Origin of the sequence: Collinsella sp. LCP21S3_A3 (assembly GCF_052118905.1) — a bacterium.
In the GTDB taxonomy this organism is placed as follows: Bacteria; Actinomycetota; Coriobacteriia; order Coriobacteriales; family Coriobacteriaceae; genus Collinsella.
This window is the reverse complement of the sequence record NZ_JBQKGH010000026.1, coordinates 1-17468: the sequence shown is the minus strand read 5'-3', so window position 1 is coordinate 17468 and position 17468 is coordinate 1. Positions and strand designations below refer to the sequence as shown.

General features: G+C 58.6%; 15 protein-coding genes. 11 read left to right on the top strand and 4 right to left on the bottom strand.

What is annotated here, in order from left to right; all coding sequences use genetic code 11:
• Window positions 1-295: 295 nt before the first annotated feature.
• Window positions 296-946, top strand: a complete 651-nt coding sequence (locus ACTQ0H_RS08710) for an HAD family hydrolase (RefSeq protein WP_441538663.1) — start codon at window positions 296-298, stop codon at window positions 944-946.
• 113 nt (window positions 947-1059) lie between these two features.
• Here the strand turns inward: ACTQ0H_RS08710 and ACTQ0H_RS08705 are convergent, their stop codons facing one another.
• Complete coding sequence (locus tag ACTQ0H_RS08705) at window positions 1060-2172, bottom strand: LacI family DNA-binding transcriptional regulator (protein ID WP_441538665.1); 1113 nt, start codon at window positions 2170-2172, stop codon at window positions 1060-1062.
• A gap of 330 nt (window positions 2173-2502) precedes the next feature.
• Here ACTQ0H_RS08705 and glmS point away from each other — a divergent pair, with 330 nt between their 5' ends.
• Window positions 2503-4350, top strand: coding sequence for a glutamine--fructose-6-phosphate transaminase (isomerizing) (gene glmS, locus ACTQ0H_RS08700; RefSeq protein WP_427728812.1), 1848 nt, complete (start codon window positions 2503-2505; stop codon window positions 4348-4350).
• 112 nt (window positions 4351-4462) lie between these two features.
• Here the strand turns inward: glmS and ACTQ0H_RS08695 are convergent, their stop codons facing one another.
• Window positions 4463-5164: a GntR family transcriptional regulator gene (locus ACTQ0H_RS08695; protein WP_427719781.1), complete on the bottom strand. Its 702-nt coding sequence runs from the start codon at window positions 5162-5164 to the stop codon at window positions 4463-4465.
• Window positions 5165-5357: 193 nt separating this feature from the next.
• On the opposite strand from ACTQ0H_RS08695, the gene ACTQ0H_RS08690 reads away from it, so the two are divergent.
• The 3 genes from ACTQ0H_RS08690 to ACTQ0H_RS08680 all read left to right on the top strand — a co-directional run bounded on the left by ACTQ0H_RS08690 (window position 5358) and on the right by ACTQ0H_RS08680 (window position 8535).
• Window positions 5358-6392 (top strand): YeiH family protein, encoded by a 1035-nt coding sequence (locus tag ACTQ0H_RS08690; RefSeq protein WP_427719780.1) that lies wholly within the window; start codon window positions 5358-5360, stop codon window positions 6390-6392.
• Between the two features lie 266 nt (window positions 6393-6658).
• Window positions 6659-7876 carry a helix-turn-helix domain-containing protein gene (locus ACTQ0H_RS08685; RefSeq protein WP_441538667.1) on the top strand — a complete coding sequence of 406 codons (1218 nt, stop codon included), beginning with the start codon at window positions 6659-6661 and terminating at the stop codon, window positions 7874-7876.
• 83 nt (window positions 7877-7959) lie between these two features.
• Window positions 7960-8535, top strand: a complete 576-nt coding sequence (locus ACTQ0H_RS08680) for a hypothetical protein (protein ID WP_441538669.1) — start codon at window positions 7960-7962, stop codon at window positions 8533-8535.
• Window positions 8536-8772: 237 nt separating this feature from the next.
• Here ACTQ0H_RS08680 and ACTQ0H_RS08675 read toward each other — a convergent pair whose 3' ends face one another.
• On the bottom strand, window positions 8773-9294 hold the full coding sequence (locus ACTQ0H_RS08675; RefSeq protein ID WP_427794362.1) for a nitroreductase family protein: 522 nt from the start codon (window positions 9292-9294) through the stop codon (window positions 8773-8775).
• A 293-nt stretch (window positions 9295-9587) separates the two neighbouring features.
• Here ACTQ0H_RS08675 and ACTQ0H_RS08670 point away from each other — a divergent pair, with 293 nt between their 5' ends.
• The 4 genes from ACTQ0H_RS08670 (at window position 9588) to ACTQ0H_RS08655 (ending at window position 14289) form a co-directional block, all read left to right on the top strand.
• Entirely contained in the window at window positions 9588-9878 is a 291-nt protein-coding gene (locus ACTQ0H_RS08670) for a CDP-alcohol phosphatidyltransferase (protein ID WP_154517819.1), read from the top strand.
• Between the two features lie 181 nt (window positions 9879-10059).
• Window positions 10060-10548, top strand: a complete 489-nt coding sequence (locus tag ACTQ0H_RS08665; protein ID WP_441041392.1) for a MarR family winged helix-turn-helix transcriptional regulator — start codon at window positions 10060-10062, stop codon at window positions 10546-10548.
• Window positions 10548-12272: an ABC transporter ATP-binding protein gene (locus ACTQ0H_RS08660; protein ID WP_441548065.1), complete on the top strand. Its 1725-nt coding sequence runs from the start codon at window positions 10548-10550 to the stop codon at window positions 12270-12272. The genes ACTQ0H_RS08665 and ACTQ0H_RS08660 overlap by 1 nt, the downstream gene beginning before the upstream one ends.
• 1 nt (window position 12273) lies before the next feature.
• Window positions 12274-14289 (top strand): ABC transporter ATP-binding protein, encoded by a 2016-nt coding sequence (locus tag ACTQ0H_RS08655; RefSeq protein WP_441548064.1) that lies wholly within the window; start codon window positions 12274-12276, stop codon window positions 14287-14289.
• Window positions 14290-14397: 108 nt separating this feature from the next.
• Here ACTQ0H_RS08655 and cysE read toward each other — a convergent pair whose 3' ends face one another.
• Window positions 14398-15102 carry a serine O-acetyltransferase gene (gene cysE, locus ACTQ0H_RS08650; protein ID WP_370450655.1) on the bottom strand — a complete coding sequence of 235 codons (705 nt, stop codon included), beginning with the start codon at window positions 15100-15102 and terminating at the stop codon, window positions 14398-14400.
• Window positions 15103-15297: 195 nt separating this feature from the next.
• On the opposite strand from cysE, the gene ACTQ0H_RS08645 reads away from it, so the two are divergent.
• Together ACTQ0H_RS08645 and ACTQ0H_RS08640 are read left to right on the top strand one after the other, a co-directional pair.
• Window positions 15298-16281 (top strand): hypothetical protein, encoded by a 984-nt coding sequence (locus tag ACTQ0H_RS08645; protein WP_441548063.1) that lies wholly within the window; start codon window positions 15298-15300, stop codon window positions 16279-16281.
• A gap of 2 nt (window positions 16282-16283) precedes the next feature.
• On the top strand, window positions 16284-17249 hold the full coding sequence (locus tag ACTQ0H_RS08640) for an Ltp family lipoprotein (protein WP_441548062.1): 966 nt from the start codon (window positions 16284-16286) through the stop codon (window positions 17247-17249).
• The last annotated feature ends 219 nt before the right edge of the window (window positions 17250-17468 follow it).

Genomic DNA, 17468 nt, shown 5'->3' with positions numbered 1-17468 from the left:
GCCAAAAAGCTGCTGTCGACGCCACCGGAAAAGCCGATGGCGACGCGTCCGTATGCCAAAAGCAGCTGTTCGAGCGCCGCGAGTTTGTCCTGAAGCTCCTTTGCAGGTGCGATAGTGTCTGAAAGCATAAAACAATCCTTACCATTGAGTACTCGGTCGAAAACTATAATCCTATCGGACTGCTCGTCATATGACTTCTGCCTATGTAACGATAGTGCAATATGCTATATACGTTATATACAAGTTTGTAAAGTGCGCTAGAGTGGCCGTAATGCAATCCGGTGAGGGGACCGATATGATCAAGACTGTAATTTTTGACATGGACGGAACGCTGGTCGATACCGAGCGTTTGGGCATCAAGGCATGGAAGGCGGGCGCTGCCGAGCTGGGGGTCGCGATTGATGATGCGCTGATCCATCAGTTTATCGGCCGCACGCTGCCCGATGTCATGGACATCCTTGATAAGCATTACGGCAGCCATGAAACCACCGAGGCGATCTATGCTCGCCACAAGGAGATTCGCGACGAGATGGTCAAGACCGATTTGGAGCTTAAGGCCGGTGCCGCCGAGTGCATAGGCGAGCTGCTGGCTTCGGGCTATCACGTGGGTCTAGCGACGTCGTCGCGCCTCGCTACGGCCGAGCGCAACCTTAAGATGGTCGGCCTTTTTGACAAGTTTGAGACGGTGACCTGCGGCGAGGACGTCGTGCACGGCAAGCCCGACCCCGAGATGTATCTGCTTGCCTGCGAGCGCGCGGGCTTCGCCCCCGAGGAATGCGCCGTGGTCGAGGATTCGCGCAACGGCTGCGTCTCGGGTATTACGGCCGGCTGCCATGTCTTTGCCGTCCCCGACATTGTGCCGCTGCCGCAGAATGTGGTGGATGGCTGCGAGGCCGTGCTCGATACGCTGTTCGACCTGACGGCGGCGGTCAAGGCCGTGCGCTAGACAGCTGCGGCGTTGAAACGGGCAATTGCCCACATTTACGCTTAAGCATAAGGGGTCCGGCAATGGCCGGGCCTCTTTTGCTTAAGCTGCGTTTTGGCATACTGGTCGACGTGCTATAGATACGCGCCCAGGTTGATGGCGGTGGCTTCGGCTTGGCTGCCCGCCTGGGTACTGGCGCGCTCTAAGAGGAACGGCCGCACGAGTTCCTGACGGTTGATGTCCTCGGCGGCTGTGACCTCGGTGACGGTGCGTGCGGCGGAGCCGATACGGACGCGTTTGGTTTTTGTCGGCGCCTTGTTCTCGATTTGCTCCACGAGCAGCTGCACGCCCTTGCGGCCAATTTCGTAACCCGGCGGTGCAACTGTGGTGAGAGGGACCGACCCGCTCCATGCAAGCGGGTTGCCGTCGCAGCCGGCCACGCGAACTTGCTTGGGGACGGAGATGCCTTTGTCGATCAACGCTGAGATAACACCCGAGGCCAATACGTCGGTTAGGCCGATGACAAAATCCGGACGCTCGTCAGCAGAGCGCTCGGCAATCTGGGCGCCGATGCCGTAACCGTCGGCAGCGGTATTCCATTCTCCGGCGTCAATGACCTCAATTTTGATGTCGGGATGAAGGGCGAGGGTCTTGTGAATGCCAAGCACGCGCAGGGTGAGCTGCATAAATGCCGCTCTGCCCACAACGGTGATATGGCGTGCGCCGCGGGCAATGGCGAGCTCGGCGATAATGCGCCCCTGTGCCTCGTTGTCGGCGGCCACGTAGTAACCGGGCTCGGAACAGTGGATGTCCAGATGGACAATCGGCACGGGCATCTTGGTCATGGCGGGGTGCCAATTGGGGGATGCCATGGGCTGAACCATGACGCCGGACATCTGCGTGCCCATAAAATAGCGCAGGTAGTGGTCTTCGAGGATGTCGTCGTTATCGGCGTTGGCGATAAGCAGGTCGTAACCGTGCTTGCGGGCCTCGTTATGGGCACCGCTGGCAATTTGGAGCGAGAAGCCGTGGTCGAGACGGGGGAGGACCAGGCCAAAGGACTTGGTGGTGCCTCCTGCGAGCTGGCGGGCGCTTTGGTTGGGCAGGTAGCCAAGGCGATTGATGGTCTCGTTGATGATTTTGAGGGTCTCGGGGCGCAGCTTTTCGGGATGGTTGAGCGCGTTGGATACCGTGCCCAGCGAGACCCCTGCCTCGCGTGCGACGTCGCTGATTTTTACCTTTGCCATAGCGGCCCCTTTGATGCGTTTCAAGTACAAGCCAGATTGTAGCATCGCCCGTCCCTAGGGTGTCAAAACCTGCCAATTAGGGACAGGTTTATTTTGGCAGGTTTTATCTGGGGAAACGCTATTGCCAACGCGACCACCACGAAGGGGAACAGGCACCTTTGTGGTGGTTTGGACCGGCTGAACGTGTGTGCATCGGGTGGTATCTAAGTTGAGATACCACTTCTGGTATATCAGCTTGCGCTTGCGTGAGTACAATACTCGAACGTTATACGTCTCAGCGCCCCTTGTGCGTGGACGTTTTGCAGTCACGCGAGCGAAGGGATTTATCCTATGTGCGGAATTGTCGGCTACACCGGCTCTGATATTGCAAAGAACATCCTTGTCACGGGCCTTAAGCGTATGGAATATCGCGGCTATGACTCCTCGGGCGTCGCACTCGAGGTGGGCGAGGGCACGGCGGCTCACCTCGACGTCATTCGCCGCGTGGGCAAGGTCGCGGGCCTGGAGAGCGAACTTACCAATGTCGACAGCGACGCCACCTGCGGCATCGGCCACACCCGCTGGGCTACCCACGGCAAGCCCTCCGTTGTCAACGCCCATCCCCACACCAGCTGCGACGGTCGCATCGCCATCGTCCACAACGGCATCATCGAGAACTTCGCCGAGCTGCGTGAGGAGCTGGAGGGCCGCGGCCATCACTTTAAGAGCGAGACCGACACCGAGGTCTTTGCGCACTTGATCGAAGAGGCCTATGCCGAGACACACGACCTGATGGCTTCTGTGCGCGAGGCCTGCACCCACGTGGTGGGCGCCTATGGTTTGGCCGCCGTTTCTGCCGATGAGCCCGGAGTGATCGCCGTGGCCCGCAAGGACTCCCCGATTGTGGTCGGTGTCGGCGAAACCGGCTCCTACGTTGCCTCCGACGTGATCGCGCTTATCGATGCCACCCGCGATGTCGTGGTGCTCGAAGACGGTCAGTTTGCCAAGCTTACGCCCGCAGGCGTCGAGTATACCGACGAGGCTGGCAACGTGATTGAGCCCAAGCTTACCCATATCGACTGGGACCTGGATATGGCCGAAAAGGGCGGTTATCCCGACTTTATGCTTAAGGAGATCCATGAGCAGCCTCGCGTCGTGCGTGATACCCTGGTGGGCCGCATGACCCCCGCCGGTGAGCTCGATATCGACGAGCTGGGCCTTTCGCTCGAGGAGCTCAACGATATCGACCGCGTGTATGTGATTGCCTGCGGCACCAGCTACCATGCCGGACTTATCGCCAAGAACCTTATTGAGGGTTGGGCTCGTATTCCTACCGAGGTCGAGGCGGCAAGCGAGTTCCGCTATCGCAACCCCATCATCACGCCGACGACGCTTGTCGTGGCCGTGTCCCAGTCGGGCGAGACGGCCGACACCCTTGCCGCCATTCGCGATGCACGCATCAAGGGCGCCAAGGTCTTTGGCATCACCAACGTGCTGGGCAGCCCGGTGGCGCGCGAGAGCGACGGCGTTATCTACACCAAGGCTAACAAGGAGATTGCGGTTGCCTCGACCAAGAGCTTCATCGGTCAGGTCGTGAGCCTTACGCTTTTGGCCCTGCTGCTGGCGCAGGTTAAGTACCGTCTGACCACCAAGCAGGCGCGCATGCTGTTCCGCGAGCTTTCCGATACGGCCGAGCAGATCCAGTGGATCCTGGATACGCAGACCGAGGCCGTGCACGAGGCCGCGCTTGTCTGCAAGGACGCGCAGTCTGCGCTGTTCGTGGGTCGCGGCATGGGAGCCGCCATTTCCTACGAGGGCGCGCTCAAGCTCAAGGAAGTCAGCTACCTGCATGCCGAGGCATATGCTGCCGGCGAGATGAAGCACGGCCCTATCGCGCTGATCGACCCGGGTTTCCCCGTTATCGCGGTTGCAACCAAAAGCGCAACATACGACAAGACGGTGTCGAACCTCATGGAGTGCAAGGCGCGCGGCGCCAAGGTCATCGTCGTTGCTACCGAGGGCGACGAGGAAATCAACAAGATCGCCGACTGCATCATTCGCGTGCCGGCCGTCCGCGACGTATTCAGCCCCATCACGGCGAGCGTTCCGCTGCAGCTGCTCGCCCGCGAGGTTGCCATCCTGCGCGGTTGCGACGTTGACCAGCCCCGCAACCTGGCCAAGAGTGTCACAGTAGAGTAATCGAGTTCCTACGTCCTAACAACTAAGGCCCGGCTTCGTTGCAGCGGAGCCGGGCCTTGTTGCATTTGCCCAGGTAAAACCTGCCAAAATAAACCTGTCCCTTTTTGGCAGGTTAGCGGAGCTTGCTGGTCTCGAAGTACTCGGGATATTGGTCCAGGACCTCGGTCTGGTTGCGGAACATCATATGCAGGTGCTTGCTGACCAAAAAGCTTGCCTCGATAGGATCGCGACCGGCGATGGCGCGGCGGATTTGCTTGTGCTCGTTAACAATCTCCTGATTGTCGAGCGCCTGCGTAGCGGCGCGCAGCCAGCGGAAGCGCTCCAGGTCGGCATTGGTCGCCTCGAGCCACGACCACACGGTGCTGCGGCACGCGATGCTAAAGATCATGCGGTGCATGAGGTTGTCGCTTAAAAAGAAGCCGATGCGGTCCTCTTCGGCCATGGCTTTTTCCTGCAGCGCGATGGCTCGGTCGAGCTGCTCGATGCCTACCGAGGTGGCACGGGCGCAGCACTCCACAATCACCTGCTTTTCCAGGTGTTCGCGAATGTAGCAGGCACTCTCGGCAAGGGTGAGGTTGATGGGCGAGACATAGGTGCCGCTTTGGGGCACGGTGCGCACTAGGCCCTCTTGCGCCAGACGCACCAGTGCCTCGCGCACAGGGGTGCGCCCCATATCTAGGTCGTCACAAAGCTGCTTGACGCCCAACTTTTCGCCCGGCTTGTAGTCCAGGTAGACTATTTTGCGTCGAATGGTGTGGTAGGACTGGTCCTGTAGGCTCGTTTCCTGCTCGCCGACGTGCATCGATTCTTCCATAGTGCCTCGCAACTGTTCTATCACACTCATATGTCAATTGTTAATTATGCCGCGAATCAGCTCTCCGCGCTGGGTAATTCGGTTGTTGCCCGAGGACTATTGCGGCATCTTAGTCTGTTTTTGCGTATGGCTGTGCTCGATGTTGCCGTATCATAAGCCATCGCAAACGTGAAATAGAAAGAAGGAATCCCATATGCAACTGGTAAATATCGTACGCGAGCGCTGGAAGGGTGTCTTGTTCTGCCTGATCATCGCCATCCCTGCGTCGTTGCTCGGCAAACAGATTGAGGTGGTCGGTGGGCCGGTATTTGCCATCCTCTTTGGCATGGTTCTGGCGCTCGTCTTTCCCAAGAATCGTCGCGAACAGCTCGCCGCCGGCGTCACCTATACGTCTAAAAAAGTCTTGCAGTACGCGGTTATCCTGCTTGGCTTTGGCATGAACCTCTCGCAGATTCTGTCCAAAGGCGCCCAGTCGTTGCCGATTATCGTGGCTACGATCTTGACCTCGCTCGTCATCGCCTTTGTGCTCTGCCGCGTTATGAACGTGCCGGGCAAGATCGCGACGCTTGTGGGTGTGGGTTCGTCGATTTGCGGCGGTTCCGCCATCGCCGCGACCGCGCCCGTCATCGATGCCGACGATCGCGAGATTGCCCAGGCTATTTCGGTCATCTTCCTGTTTAACGTTATCGCGGCGCTCGTGTTTCCAACGCTTGGAGGCATGCTTGGGCTGACCAACGAGGGCTTTGGCCTGTTTGCCGGTACCGCTATCAACGACACCTCGTCTGTAACGGCTGCGGCGAGCGCCTGGGACAGTATGCATCCTGGCGCCAATGTGCTCGAGAGCGCTACGGTAGTCAAGCTCACCAGGACGCTGGCCATTATTCCCATCACGTTGGTCCTCGCATGCTGGCAGATGCATCTGGCGCGCAAGGCCGGCGGCGACGCCAAAAGCACGTTCTCCCTTAAGCGCGCGTTTCCCATGTTTGTGCTGTTCTTTGTGCTGGCGAGTGTGGTCACCACAGTGTTTCAGCTTCCCGCGTCCGTTACGGCGCCCATCAAGGAGCTGTCGAAGTTCTTTATCGTGATGGCCATGGCGGCTATTGGCTTTAATACCGATATCGTCGAGCTGGTCAAAAAAGGCGGCAAGCCCATCGCATTGGGCTTTTGCTGCTGGATTGGCATTGCGTGCATGGGTTTGGGAATGCAGCACGTGCTGGGAATCTGGTAGAGAAGTAGCCCATTTACGTGCTGGTTGCCGGTGGCCGCATCCTCGCGGTGGAGCGATAGGAGCTCTTGCGGGTGTGGCTTGTCCGCAGGTTAATAGATCCCGAAGAGCTCTTATCGCCCCGCCAGGATGGCGATGCGGGGCAACACCTATACTCGCAGGACGGCGCTTTCTGCCCTATAGTGTTTGGTGAGCAATATCGTTCAATTTTGAAACACTCGGTCGTGCGACCGTCGGCGGTTGTACGTCGCAGCGGACAGGGGCAAATCATGGATAGCGATGCCAAGCTGAACATCTTGACCGATGCCCTAGCTGCTGCCGGGGCCTCGGCATTGGCAATCGATGCGCGTGGGGACGTCGCGATCTCGACCATGAATGACGCGGCGCTTGAGCGGGATGTGGCGGCTTTTGTCGCTGAGCGCCTCGACCGCATAGGAGACGGCGCGCGTCTGGTTATGGGGCGTGCGGGTACGCGCCTGAGCCTGACCGTTCGCCCCACCGATAAAGAGGGCGGGGGCCTTTGGGTCATCGTGGTCCGCGAGGTGCGCGCCGCCGCGGCGCATGCGGGCATCGAGTGGCTCAACGCCGACGAAGTTGAGGCCCGCTACGAATCGAGCGCGTACGGCATCGTCGAAAACGCGGCAGCGGTCGCTGCCCCCGTACGGGAGAGCTATGCGCGCGGAGTGCCCCTTATGCTCGAGGGCGAGCTGGGCGCGGGACAGGATCAGATTGCAAAACGCCTGTACCTGGATGGACCCTATGCCGATCAGCCCTTTGTGTCCGTTGCGCTCGATGAGCTTACGGATCGCGGTTGGCGCCATCTGCTCAAAAGTTCCGAATCGCCGCTATTCCAAACGGGGCTGACACTTTGCATGGGCGGCTGGCATGCCGTTGGCCCCCAACGCCTGCGCGAGCTCGTGTCCGCAATGATCGACACGGCGCTCGCAACTCGTTGCCATGTGGTGTTGACGGCAAACGACATGCCAGGCGGCGGCGAAAGCGATCAGGCTGCTTTTGTAACCGAGCGTCTGGCCTGTGCAGTGAGTGTGGCGCCGGCGATTGCCGAGCAGGGCGGCGCGTCGGAAAAGGTTGCGCGCTATCTGGAGTATCTGGCAGATATGTTTGAGACGGCAACACCCGCCTTGTCGTCCGGGGCGGCAAAGACACTCGATGCCTATCGATGGCCCCGTAACTATCTGCAGCTTCGTGAGGTTTCGGAACGACTTTATATATTAGTGAGGACGGGTACAGCCGAGCGGGCGGTGGCGGAGGAGGTGCTCGCCCAGGAGGACGTTGTCAAGACCGCGACCTTTGGTGCCCCGACGCTCGATAGCGATCTGTATATCTTGCGCCCACTGGCCGATACCGAGCGTGATATCGCACGGCTGGTCGTAGGCCACCTTCACGGCAACAGGACCCGAGCTGCCGAAGTACTAGGCATAAGCCGTACGACCCTGTGGCGCCTGCTGAAGGACGACGACCGTTAAGCGAGGCGCCCGTGACCGCGCGCGGCGCGTGTGATACAGTCCAAAGCAGTATTGTTTCGACTGTGTTACGGCGTGCGGGGAGTATGGCGGAGACTTCAAAAACAAATCGGGTTCGAAAGCCCGCGGCGCCGGTCAACCGTCGCACGACTTCACGGACGTGGGGCAAAAGCGCCTCGGGGTTCGACGGCTCGTTCAAACGCACTAAATATGGTTATCCTTCGGCAAGCGCTCGCTTGGCCATGCAGGCCGAATCATCGCTGTGGGGCCGTAAACGTGTGGTGGGGTCAAAGCTCAAGCACGATGGAACGCTCGGCTACATTAGCCGTGGCGCTGCTCGCCGTAGCGGCCTCAATCCCGCAGGCTGGCATCGCTATGTTCCGATCGCGGTCGTTGTCGCGGTGATTGTCATCGCGCTCGCGGCGCTCGGTTACGCCGGCGGCGGGGCCAATCTGGACGCAATGTTTAAGTCGCCCGAGCTCGCGCATGCAGGCACAGAAGTTGTCGAGGGCGTTCAGACCCAGACGGGCGTCGCGCCCCAGCGCAGCATGGTCGCAGCCGCTGCCACCATTGCCGATGCTCAAAAGGATGAAGGCGAACAGGGCGATGGCGCCAAAGCGACTCGAACGAATGAAACGACGACAAATCCATCGGCAAGATAAGTTGCTAGTGGGGTAGCAAATTTGGGACGGGGCCTTTTAGCTGCCCAAGTGTCGAATGCCAGCAGCAGCTCATTCGATGTCAGTCGCCAACAGCGAGCGGGCCGCATTTGCGCCAAGGTGACGTGAAATGAGAGGGCGCTGACCTTCTTCGCGCCCTCGAAAATGAACGTCAGATTGGCGTGAATGCGGCGCGCGTAGCGTCAAGCGGTCCGCCGTTCGGTAGAACGGCGGAACAAATTACCTAACATACACCACGTTGTCGCGGCGCGGCTTTGCCTCGGGTAGCGTGTCCTCGGCATAGCCCAGAATGCAGTTACCGACACCGCGCAGGCTGCCGTCGGCGGGCAGGCCCCAGCTGGCCAGCAGCTCCAGGCCCTCGGGCGAGTCAAAGACCTCATGCGCGCGGTGAATCCAGCACGAATCGACACCCAGTGCATAGGCGGCGTTGAGCAAGTTGCCCATGGCGAGCGAGCCGTCTTCCAGATGTGTGGGCACGCTGCGGTCAACCAGCACCACCACAACGGTCTTGGCGCCATAGAAGGGGTCGCTGTTGCTGCCCATGACCTGGGCGTTGAGCTGTGAGAGACGCTCGACGGTCGCGGGGTCGGTGACGGCGACAAACGTCACCGGCTGGCGGCCCATGCCGCTCGGTGCATATTGGCCGGCTTCGATAATACGTGCAAGCTTTTTGGCCTCGACGGGACGATCGCTGTATTTGCGGCAGCTGCGGCGGTGAATGAGTGCTTCGATAGTCTCCATGGTGTCTCCTTGCGGTGGCGTTGCAGATGCCCCGTTCATACCCGTCGGGCTCAAACGATAGACGGTCAAGTGCCCGGCAACAGGATAGATTCCAATTGGGTAAGTAGGTTTGCATAAAAGTACCTTCAAAATGTGACAAGCCAATGGGATGGTTAAACGTTTTATCCCGTCTGCCCTGCGGTTTTTACCACTTGCCTAAATGACGAACGCATAACCTCTGATAAAGGTTTTACTAAAGGAGTACCAACGTTTATCAACGCGCCGTGGTGGCGCCGGGCCAGGAGGTAACTATCATGTTCCAGGCTGGAGATGTCGTCGAGACCGATTTCGAAGGATTTCTGAAGCTGCTGCGTTCCAAGACACGCGCTTTTGTGACGATTGACGATCACGAGTACTACATCACGCACACCGATGGCTATTGGCGTGTTCAGGATTGCGAGGCCCTCAACGATAAGGGCCACTTTACTGACTGCTCCGAGCTGGTCAACACGCTCTGCGAGGTCGTCGAGCTGCCTTGGATCTGCGGCAAAAGCCTGCACGATAGCTTCTCGGGCGCTACGGTCTACGAGGCCGTCGCCGCTTAACAGGCAATGAAACCCGATTTTCACGTGACCGCTGGCGCCGCCCCCGCGCCGGCGGTCTTTTTCTGCCGATAGGCCATAAAAGCGTAGGCATTTGCGGAGAACCTGTTGACGATAGTCAAAGCTCGGACTAATCTAGAGACACGAAATTGGTCAAAAATCGGACAATCGAATGGTGGGATAGATGAATAGTGCGGTTACGCCGGTCGACTTCGACCGGTTGCTCAATAGACTCGACCATATCTATTCGGAGTTCTCGCGCGCCTGCGGCCTTTCGGACTGCGCTTACTGGATGCTCGTCGATACCAGCACGGCAGGCGGCAGTATTGCCGTAAGCCGTCTGACAAGCGAATGGTTCTACAGCAAGCAGACCATCAACTCGGCAATTAAAACCTTGACGGCGCGGGGCTTCGCAACGTTGGAGTTTGCCGAAGGCAGCCGTAAGAACAAGGTTGTGCGTTTGACCGAAGCGGGCATGCGGTTTGCCGAGCAATATGCGCTGCCGGCGCAAGAAGCAGAGCAACAGGCTTTCGAAGTGCTCGAGCCCTGGGAACAGCGCGAAATCATGCGCCTAATCGAAAAATTTTCCCATGCGCTCGGCGATGAGTGCGATGTCTTTAAGCAGCATATCGCTGCCGAGAATCAAGGTGAGGGTGAGTCGTGCGACTGTTAATGAGGTTTTTGAAGCCCTATCGAGGGCTTGTCGCAGTGACGCTGCTGGCGCTGCTGGTGGATAACGTCGGTACGCTGTTGGTTCCCACGATGCTGGCGAACATGGTCAACACCGGTATTACCACGGGCGATGTCGACTACATCTTATGCAACGGCCTATACATGTTTATCGCGACGAGCATGGCTAGCGGCGGCACGGTGCTGGGCTGCTATCTTTCGGCGCGTCTGGCGGCTAACGTGGCCTGCGATATCCGCAATGCCGTCTACGACAAATCACTCGAGCTGTCTGCCAGCGATTTTGAGCGCTTTGGCACCGGATCGATGATCACACGCTCACTCAACGACATCAACGTGATTCAACAGGCTGTCCTTCAGACGATTCAGCTGGTGCTGCCCGTGCCGTTCTTGGCTGTGGCGGGCATCATCTTCGCCTGGCTCATCGATCCGGCCATGGGCGTGCTTCTGGGCGTCGTGGTTGCGATCGTGCTGGTTGCGGCGGTCTTTACGGTTGCCAATGCGGCACCGATTTTTATGCGCCTACAGGGCTTTATCGACCGCATGAACGTGGTGCTGCGCGAGAATATTGTGGGCGTGCGCGTTATTCGTGCTTTTAATAAAGAGCATCACGAGGAGCGGCGCCTGGACGAGGTGTTTAGCGACTACGCCGCCAACGCAATAAAGGTCAACCACCTGTTTGTGGGCCTTGACAGCTCCAGCTTCTTTTTGATGAACATCGCCGAGGTGGCGGTGCTGTGGGTGGGCGGTAACCGGGTGGGCGCCCACGCCATGCAGATCGCGAGCATCTCGGCGGTGCTGGAGTATGCAATTCTGATCCTGTTCTTTGTGATGATGGCCCAGATGGTGGTGCTGACGCTTCCGCGTGCTGCCGCGTGCCTGAACCGTGCGCAGCAGGTGTTGGAGATTGAGCCGAGCATCGTGGACGGCGAGCGTACGCTGGGTGACGGGACGCCTGCCTCCGAGGACGATGCGGATGCTGTTGCCGTGTTCGACCACATGTCGTTTCGCTTTGACGACGCCGACGAGGATACCCTGTGCGACCTGAGCTTTGCCTGTCGTCGCGGTCAGACGACCGCGATTGTGGGCTCGACAGGCTCGGGCAAGTCGACGGTGGCAAAGCTTCTGCTGCGCTTCCACGATGCCACCAAGGGCGCCATTCGCCTGGACGGCATCGATCTGCGCGAGCTTTCGCAAGATGAGATTCGCGGGCGCATCGCCTATGTGCCGCAGAAGGCGTGGCTGTTCTCGGGCACCGTGGCAAGCAATCTGCGCTTTGGCAACGAGGACGCGACCGAGGCGGACATGCTTCACGCGCTGCAGGTTGCCCAGAGCACCTTTGTACTCGATCAGCCGCAGGGGCTCGATACTCCGGTTGCCCAGGGCGGTACGAACTTTTCGGGCGGCCAGCGCCAGCGTCTGGCAATCGCCCGTGCGCTCATGAAGCATGCCGATCTGTATATCTTCGATGACAGCTTTTCGGCCCTGGACTTTAAAACCGATGCGGCCTTGCGCCATGCGCTGCAGGACGAGACGCGCGACGCCGCGGTGCTCATCATCGCGCAGCGCATCTCGACGATTTTGCATGCCGACCAGATTGTCGTGCTCAAGGATGGCGAGGTCGTGGGCCTGGGCGCGCACGAGGAACTTATGGAAACCTGCGAGGTGTACCGCGCCATCGCGGAATCGCAGATGAAGGGAGGTGAGTAGCATGACCGAGGAGCTCAAGAAGCGCAGCGACGCTATCGATGCCGTCGTTGTGGACGCGGCCGAGGAAGCGGTCGAGCAGTCTGCCGCGTCGACCGAGCTGGATGCCGCCGCCAGGGCCGCGGCCGAGCGCGAGGCTCGTCGCCAGGCACTGTACGAGGAAAACGAGCGTGCCGAGGACGAGCGCGCCCGTGCCGAGGCAGAGCGTATGCGCGACGTGGACGACGAAGAAGAGGACGAGACGCCCCGGGACACCTGGGCGACGGTGCGCCGCTTGTGGAGCGAGGCCGCCGGCGACCATTGGCGCTTCTATATTGTATTCGCGAGCATTGTGTTCTACGTCATCTTTAACACCGCCGCGCCGGCATATAGCGCTCATGTTATCGACGAGCTGTGGGGCCATATACAGGTGGCGTTTGCCAGCGGAACGACCTTCAGCATCACCTGGGATCAGTGCGGTAAGACCATCTTTGTCTACTTTTTGATCTGGACAGCCGCCGGATCGTTCTATGCGCTGCAGAGTTTTTTGATGTCGAGCGTCGCCGAGCGACTCAACCTGCGTCTGCGCAACCGCATCGCGCAGAAGCTCAGCCGCCTGCCGCTCGCCTACTTTGACGCGCATCGCCCCGGCGAAGTGGTCAGCCGCGCGACCAACGACTTGGACAAGATGTCCGAGAGTATGCAGCGCGGATTGCTGCAGCTGCTGGTATCGATCGGTACCGTGACGGGTGCCATCATCATGATGTTTGTCTATAGCGTCAAGCTCACGTTGGTCTTTTTGGGCTTTACGGCGGTATCGCTGCTGGTAACCAAGGTGGTTTCGCGCCGTACGCATGATGTGACGGGCGAGCGTCAGGAGTGGGTGTCCAAAATCACGAGCGCGGTCGAGGGAGGCTATTCGGGCCGTTTGGTGATTCGCGCATTTAACCGCGAGCATCAGAGCTCTGCTGAGGTGCACGAGGCCTCGAGGGAGCTAGCGCGCGTGAGTACCAAGGCCGACTTTATGATCAATGCCGTCGGCCCTGCGGTTCGCTTTATCGGCCGTTTGGCGCAGATCGTGATCGCGCTGGTGGGCTGCAGCATGCTGGTCGCCGGCCACATGACCGTCGGCGTGTTCCAGGCGTTCTTCCAGTTTATCTACGGGGCGTCCGAACCCATGACGCAGCTGTCGTTCACTTTCAACTCGCTGCAGAGCGCGCTGGCGAGTGCGGAGCGCGTGTTCGACCTGCTCGATGAGCCCGAGATGGAAGCCGATCCGCTGCCGGGTGAGGCTGCCAGGCTGCCGGGTCGCATTGAGGGCCGCGTCTCCTTTGAGCACGTGCGTTTTGGTTATTCGCCCGACAAGCCGCTTATGCGCGACGTGTCGTTTATCGCCGAGCCGGGCCAGAAGATTGCGGTGGTGGGAACCACGGGCGCAGGCAAGACGACACTCATCAACCTGCTCATGCGCTTCTACGAGATTGACGGCGGGCGCATTACGCTCGACGGCGTGGATACGAGCTGTATGGACCGCGGCGAGCTGCGCCAGCAGTTTGGCATGGTGCTGCAGGACGCCTGGCTGTTTGACGGCACGATTGCCGAAAACATCGCCTACGGCTGTCCCGAGGCGACGCGCGACGAGATCGTGGCGGCTGCGCGCGCCGCGCAGGTCGACTTCTTTGTGCGCACCATGCCGCAGGGTTATGACACGCGGGTGGCCAACGATGCCGAGAGCATTAGCCAAGGGCAGCGTCAACTGTTGACCATCGCACGCGTGCTGCTCAACAACCCGGCGATTCTCATCCTGGACGAGGCGACGTCGAGCGTGGACACGCGTACCGAGCTCGCCATCGGTCGCGCCATGGACGCGCTTATGCGCGGGCGCACCAGCTTTGTGATCGCGCATCGCCTGTCGACGATCGTGGACGCCGACCTGATCTTGGTCATGGATCACGGCAACATTATCGAGCAGGGCACGCATAAGGAGTTGCTGGCTGCCGAGGGCGCCTACGCCGACCTCTATCTGAGCCAGTTCGCATAATGCGACATGGGGGCGGCCCCCTTGTCGCATCGGAAATAAGGCGCGCCGGGGATAGATTCCCTGGCGCGCCTTTGCGCTGGCGCGAATGTTGTCATTGGCCGTCCGCGTCTAGCGTTCGTCCACAAGTTTGGCAACGAGGGCTTTGAGCTCGGCTACCTCTTGCTCGAGTTCTTTGACGCGGCGGGCGTTCTCGGTGATGCCCTGACGGTTGAGGGCGGACTGCTCGGCGGCATCGTCAGGCATGTACTCGCGGTGCTGCTTGGCGTCGAAGCTCTCCTCGAACACGCGGCAGCCGTTGCGCTTGATGATGCGTCCCGGTACGCCCACGACGGTGCAGTTGTCGGGCACGTCCTTGACGACAACCGAGTTGCCGCCGATTTTGACGTTGTTGCCGATGCGAATGTTGCCGAGCACCTTGGCGCCCGTGCCCACGGTGACGTTGTTGCCCAGGGTGGGGTGGCGCTTGCCGGTTTCGTTGCCGGTGCCGCCAAGCGTGACGCCCTGGTAGAGCACGCAGTTGTCGCCCACGATGGTGGTTTCGCCGATGACGACGCCCATGGCGTGGTCGATAAAGAAATGCTTTCCGATCTGTGCAGCGGGATGAATCTCGACCCCGGTGATGTGGCGGGTGATTTGCGAGAGCACACGGGCGAGCGAGCGATGACCGTGCTCCCACAGCCAGTGCTCGGGCACGTGGTTCCACTTGGCGTGCAGGCCAGGATAGGAAAGGAAGATGACCAGACCGTTTTGCGCGGCGGGGTCCTGCGTCTGGACGGTCTTGATGTCCTCGCGAATGGTATTGATAAAGCTCACCGGCCGCCCTCCCTTAGCGCCATGGCAATGCGATTCAATAAAGTATAGCGATTCGCTAGGGATTAGGAAGGGGATACGTTACATTTTGGTAAACGACAACCCCTAGCCGACTAAACCCGCCGATCGCAAGTTTTGTGATCGCCCTGTCTCTGAGGGCAATTAAACTATTCGTGCTGTGTTGAAGAAAGGGGTAGGATGGCGAATTATAAACTAGGGGGAGCGCTCGAACAAATAAGCGCTTCAAAGCGTGAACTTGATGCAATCACGCGAGATCAAAAGAAGATTCTCAAGGATTCTGAGAATGAATTAAAACGCGTTACAAAAGAGCACGAACGACAAATAAAAAACTGCAAGGACGAAATCGAGCAAGCTCGTAACGGTTTTTACGGTCATGTTCAAACCCTTGCCGGCATCGTGCTCTATGGCGATCGAATCGTTGCGGAGGCGAAGTCTATTCCACTTTCCGACGATCTGGAGATAGAGGTTAATTCGAGCGGAAATGTTTACTCTGAGACAACGGTAAGGGGTGGCGGCACCAGCGTTGCGGGTGCTGTTATCGGTGGCGCGGTTGCCGGCCCTGTTGGCGCCGTCGTCGGCGGGCGAAAGGGTGTTAAGTCGAAATCCGAGGTTCAGGACGAGCGAAAACTGTTCATCTCAATTGTCTCTAGTGTCGATAGCGCCGTTGTGGAACTCGATCCAAAGATGGAGCTAGATGCACGCAGACTTGTTGCTGAAACAAAGAAACAAATCAAAACGTTGGGCAACCGCAAGGGGGAGATGGATGCGGAGCTTGCTGAGCTTACTCAGAGGTTGGTGATGCTCGAAAAAGACACCACCGCAATTGATGAGGCTCGTAGCCGTCTTGAAAAGCAGGAAATCGCATCTGCCTCCGTCATTGAAGAAGCAAAGGCACGACACGAGGCGGTCAAGAATAGCTTCGATCAAAACCAGATTGAAGAAGAGAAGAAAGCCCGGAGAAACGCCAATGTGCGTAAAATCGTGATGGGTCTCGGTTTCACATTTGGCGCACTGCTTTTCTTGCTTGGCGTGTTTTGGCTAACGTCTGCCGTTGACGGGGCGGCTTTTGGTACTGCCTCTCTACTTTTGGCCGACTTCCTTTTGGTTAAGTCCTTCATAACGCTTAGAGATGGCAGGGCAGAGGAAAAGGACGGTGAATAGATATGGCAGAGAAAATCAAACCGCAGGAAGATGGCAAGGAACAACCTTCCGAAGAGGTGACGCAAGAGAATAAGGGTACCGGCACCAAGAAAAAGGGGCTCAAGGATGCCCGCATCGAGGTGAAGGTTGGCTTGATCGCTGCCGTCGTCATTGTGCTATTCGGAATTCTCTTTGGAACTCATGTGCTTTGCATACACCAATGGAGCAATGCAACCTGTACTGAGCCGTCTACGTGCGCCCTTTGTGGGGCGACACGAGGCAAGGCTCATGGACATAAGATGCTTAGGGCGACATGCACTGAGCCGTCAACATGTGGGCTGTGCGGATATACGGAAGGAAAGCCAAAGGGGCATAAGTGGGAAGACGCTACTTGTACTTCACCGAAGACTTGTGCGATATGCGGTGAGACACAGGGCACTGCGTTGGGACATGACCTTGGAGAGTGGACGGTTACAAAGGAAGCTTCTTGTGTTGAGGCCGGCATGAAGAAGGCGACTTGTAAACGCTGCAATAAAGATGTGGAAGAGGAGATTGAAAAACTCGATCATGTTCCGGGAGACTGGCAGGTTACGGTCGAGTCCACGGTTACATCTACTGGATCAGTTCTTCCGGGCAAGCGCGAGATAAAGTGCACCGCGTGCGGGACGACACTCCAGAGCGAAGAGTATTCAATCACTGTCTCCACATCACAGAGGAATGCTCTTGGAACTGCTGCTTCCTATCTGCGCATGGGTGGCTTCTCTCACCAGAGGCTTATCGAGCAGCTTGAGTTCGAAGGCTATTCGAACGAAGATGCAACTTTTGCAGCGGACCATTGTGGGGCTGACTGGATGGATCAAGCGGAGATGTCGGCGAAAAGTTACATGAGGTTTATGAACTTCTCTCGTGCAGGGCTGATAAGCCAACTTCAATTTGAAGGGTTTACCGCCGAGCAGGCTGCTCATGGAGCGGATTCTGTGGGCTTATAGCCGCTACGGGATATGTCGTCCTTTAGGCTGCTGCCGGAAGACTTTTGTCTTCCGGCTTTTTTGTTAAGTTACATTGCGGCAGACGGTCTAACAAAGTGAATTATGCGGCGGTACCGTCAAGATTCTTTCGCAAATTGATTTAGTCGTCTCCCGCCCCGTCCTCTTCTAGCCCTCCGCCTTTCCCCTCAGCTCGTCCATCTCCTCCAGCTTCGACATGTC

What these genes read in the sequence shown, in the direction of transcription:
- ACTQ0H_RS08655 (WP_441548064.1), top strand. Translation starts at nt 12,274, where the DNA reads ATGACCGAGGAGCTCAAGAAGCGCAGCGACGCTATCGATGCCGTCGTT.
- ACTQ0H_RS08710 (WP_441538663.1), top strand. Translation starts at nt 296, where the DNA reads ATGATCAAGACTGTAATTTTTGACATGGACGGAACGCTGGTCGATACC.
- ACTQ0H_RS08685 (WP_441538667.1), top strand. Translation starts at nt 6,659, where the DNA reads ATGGATAGCGATGCCAAGCTGAACATCTTGACCGATGCCCTAGCTGCT.
- glmS (WP_427728812.1), top strand. Translation starts at nt 2,503, where the DNA reads ATGTGCGGAATTGTCGGCTACACCGGCTCTGATATTGCAAAGAACATC.
- ACTQ0H_RS08705 (WP_441538665.1), bottom strand. Translation starts at nt 2,172, where the DNA reads ATGGCAAAGGTAAAAATCAGCGACGTCGCACGCGAGGCAGGGGTCTCG.
- ACTQ0H_RS08670 (WP_154517819.1), top strand. Translation starts at nt 9,588, where the DNA reads ATGTTCCAGGCTGGAGATGTCGTCGAGACCGATTTCGAAGGATTTCTG.
- ACTQ0H_RS08660 (WP_441548065.1), top strand. Translation starts at nt 10,548, where the DNA reads ATGAGGTTTTTGAAGCCCTATCGAGGGCTTGTCGCAGTGACGCTGCTG.
- ACTQ0H_RS08680 (WP_441538669.1), top strand. Translation starts at nt 7,960, where the DNA reads ATGGCGGAGACTTCAAAAACAAATCGGGTTCGAAAGCCCGCGGCGCCG.
- ACTQ0H_RS08645 (WP_441548063.1), top strand. Translation starts at nt 15,298, where the DNA reads ATGGCGAATTATAAACTAGGGGGAGCGCTCGAACAAATAAGCGCTTCA.
- ACTQ0H_RS08640 (WP_441548062.1), top strand. Translation starts at nt 16,284, where the DNA reads ATGGCAGAGAAAATCAAACCGCAGGAAGATGGCAAGGAACAACCTTCC.
- ACTQ0H_RS08675 (WP_427794362.1), bottom strand. Translation starts at nt 9,294, where the DNA reads ATGGAGACTATCGAAGCACTCATTCACCGCCGCAGCTGCCGCAAATAC.
- ACTQ0H_RS08665 (WP_441041392.1), top strand. Translation starts at nt 10,060, where the DNA reads ATGAATAGTGCGGTTACGCCGGTCGACTTCGACCGGTTGCTCAATAGA.
- ACTQ0H_RS08695 (WP_427719781.1), bottom strand. Translation starts at nt 5,164, where the DNA reads ATGGAAGAATCGATGCACGTCGGCGAGCAGGAAACGAGCCTACAGGAC.
- ACTQ0H_RS08690 (WP_427719780.1), top strand. Translation starts at nt 5,358, where the DNA reads ATGCAACTGGTAAATATCGTACGCGAGCGCTGGAAGGGTGTCTTGTTC.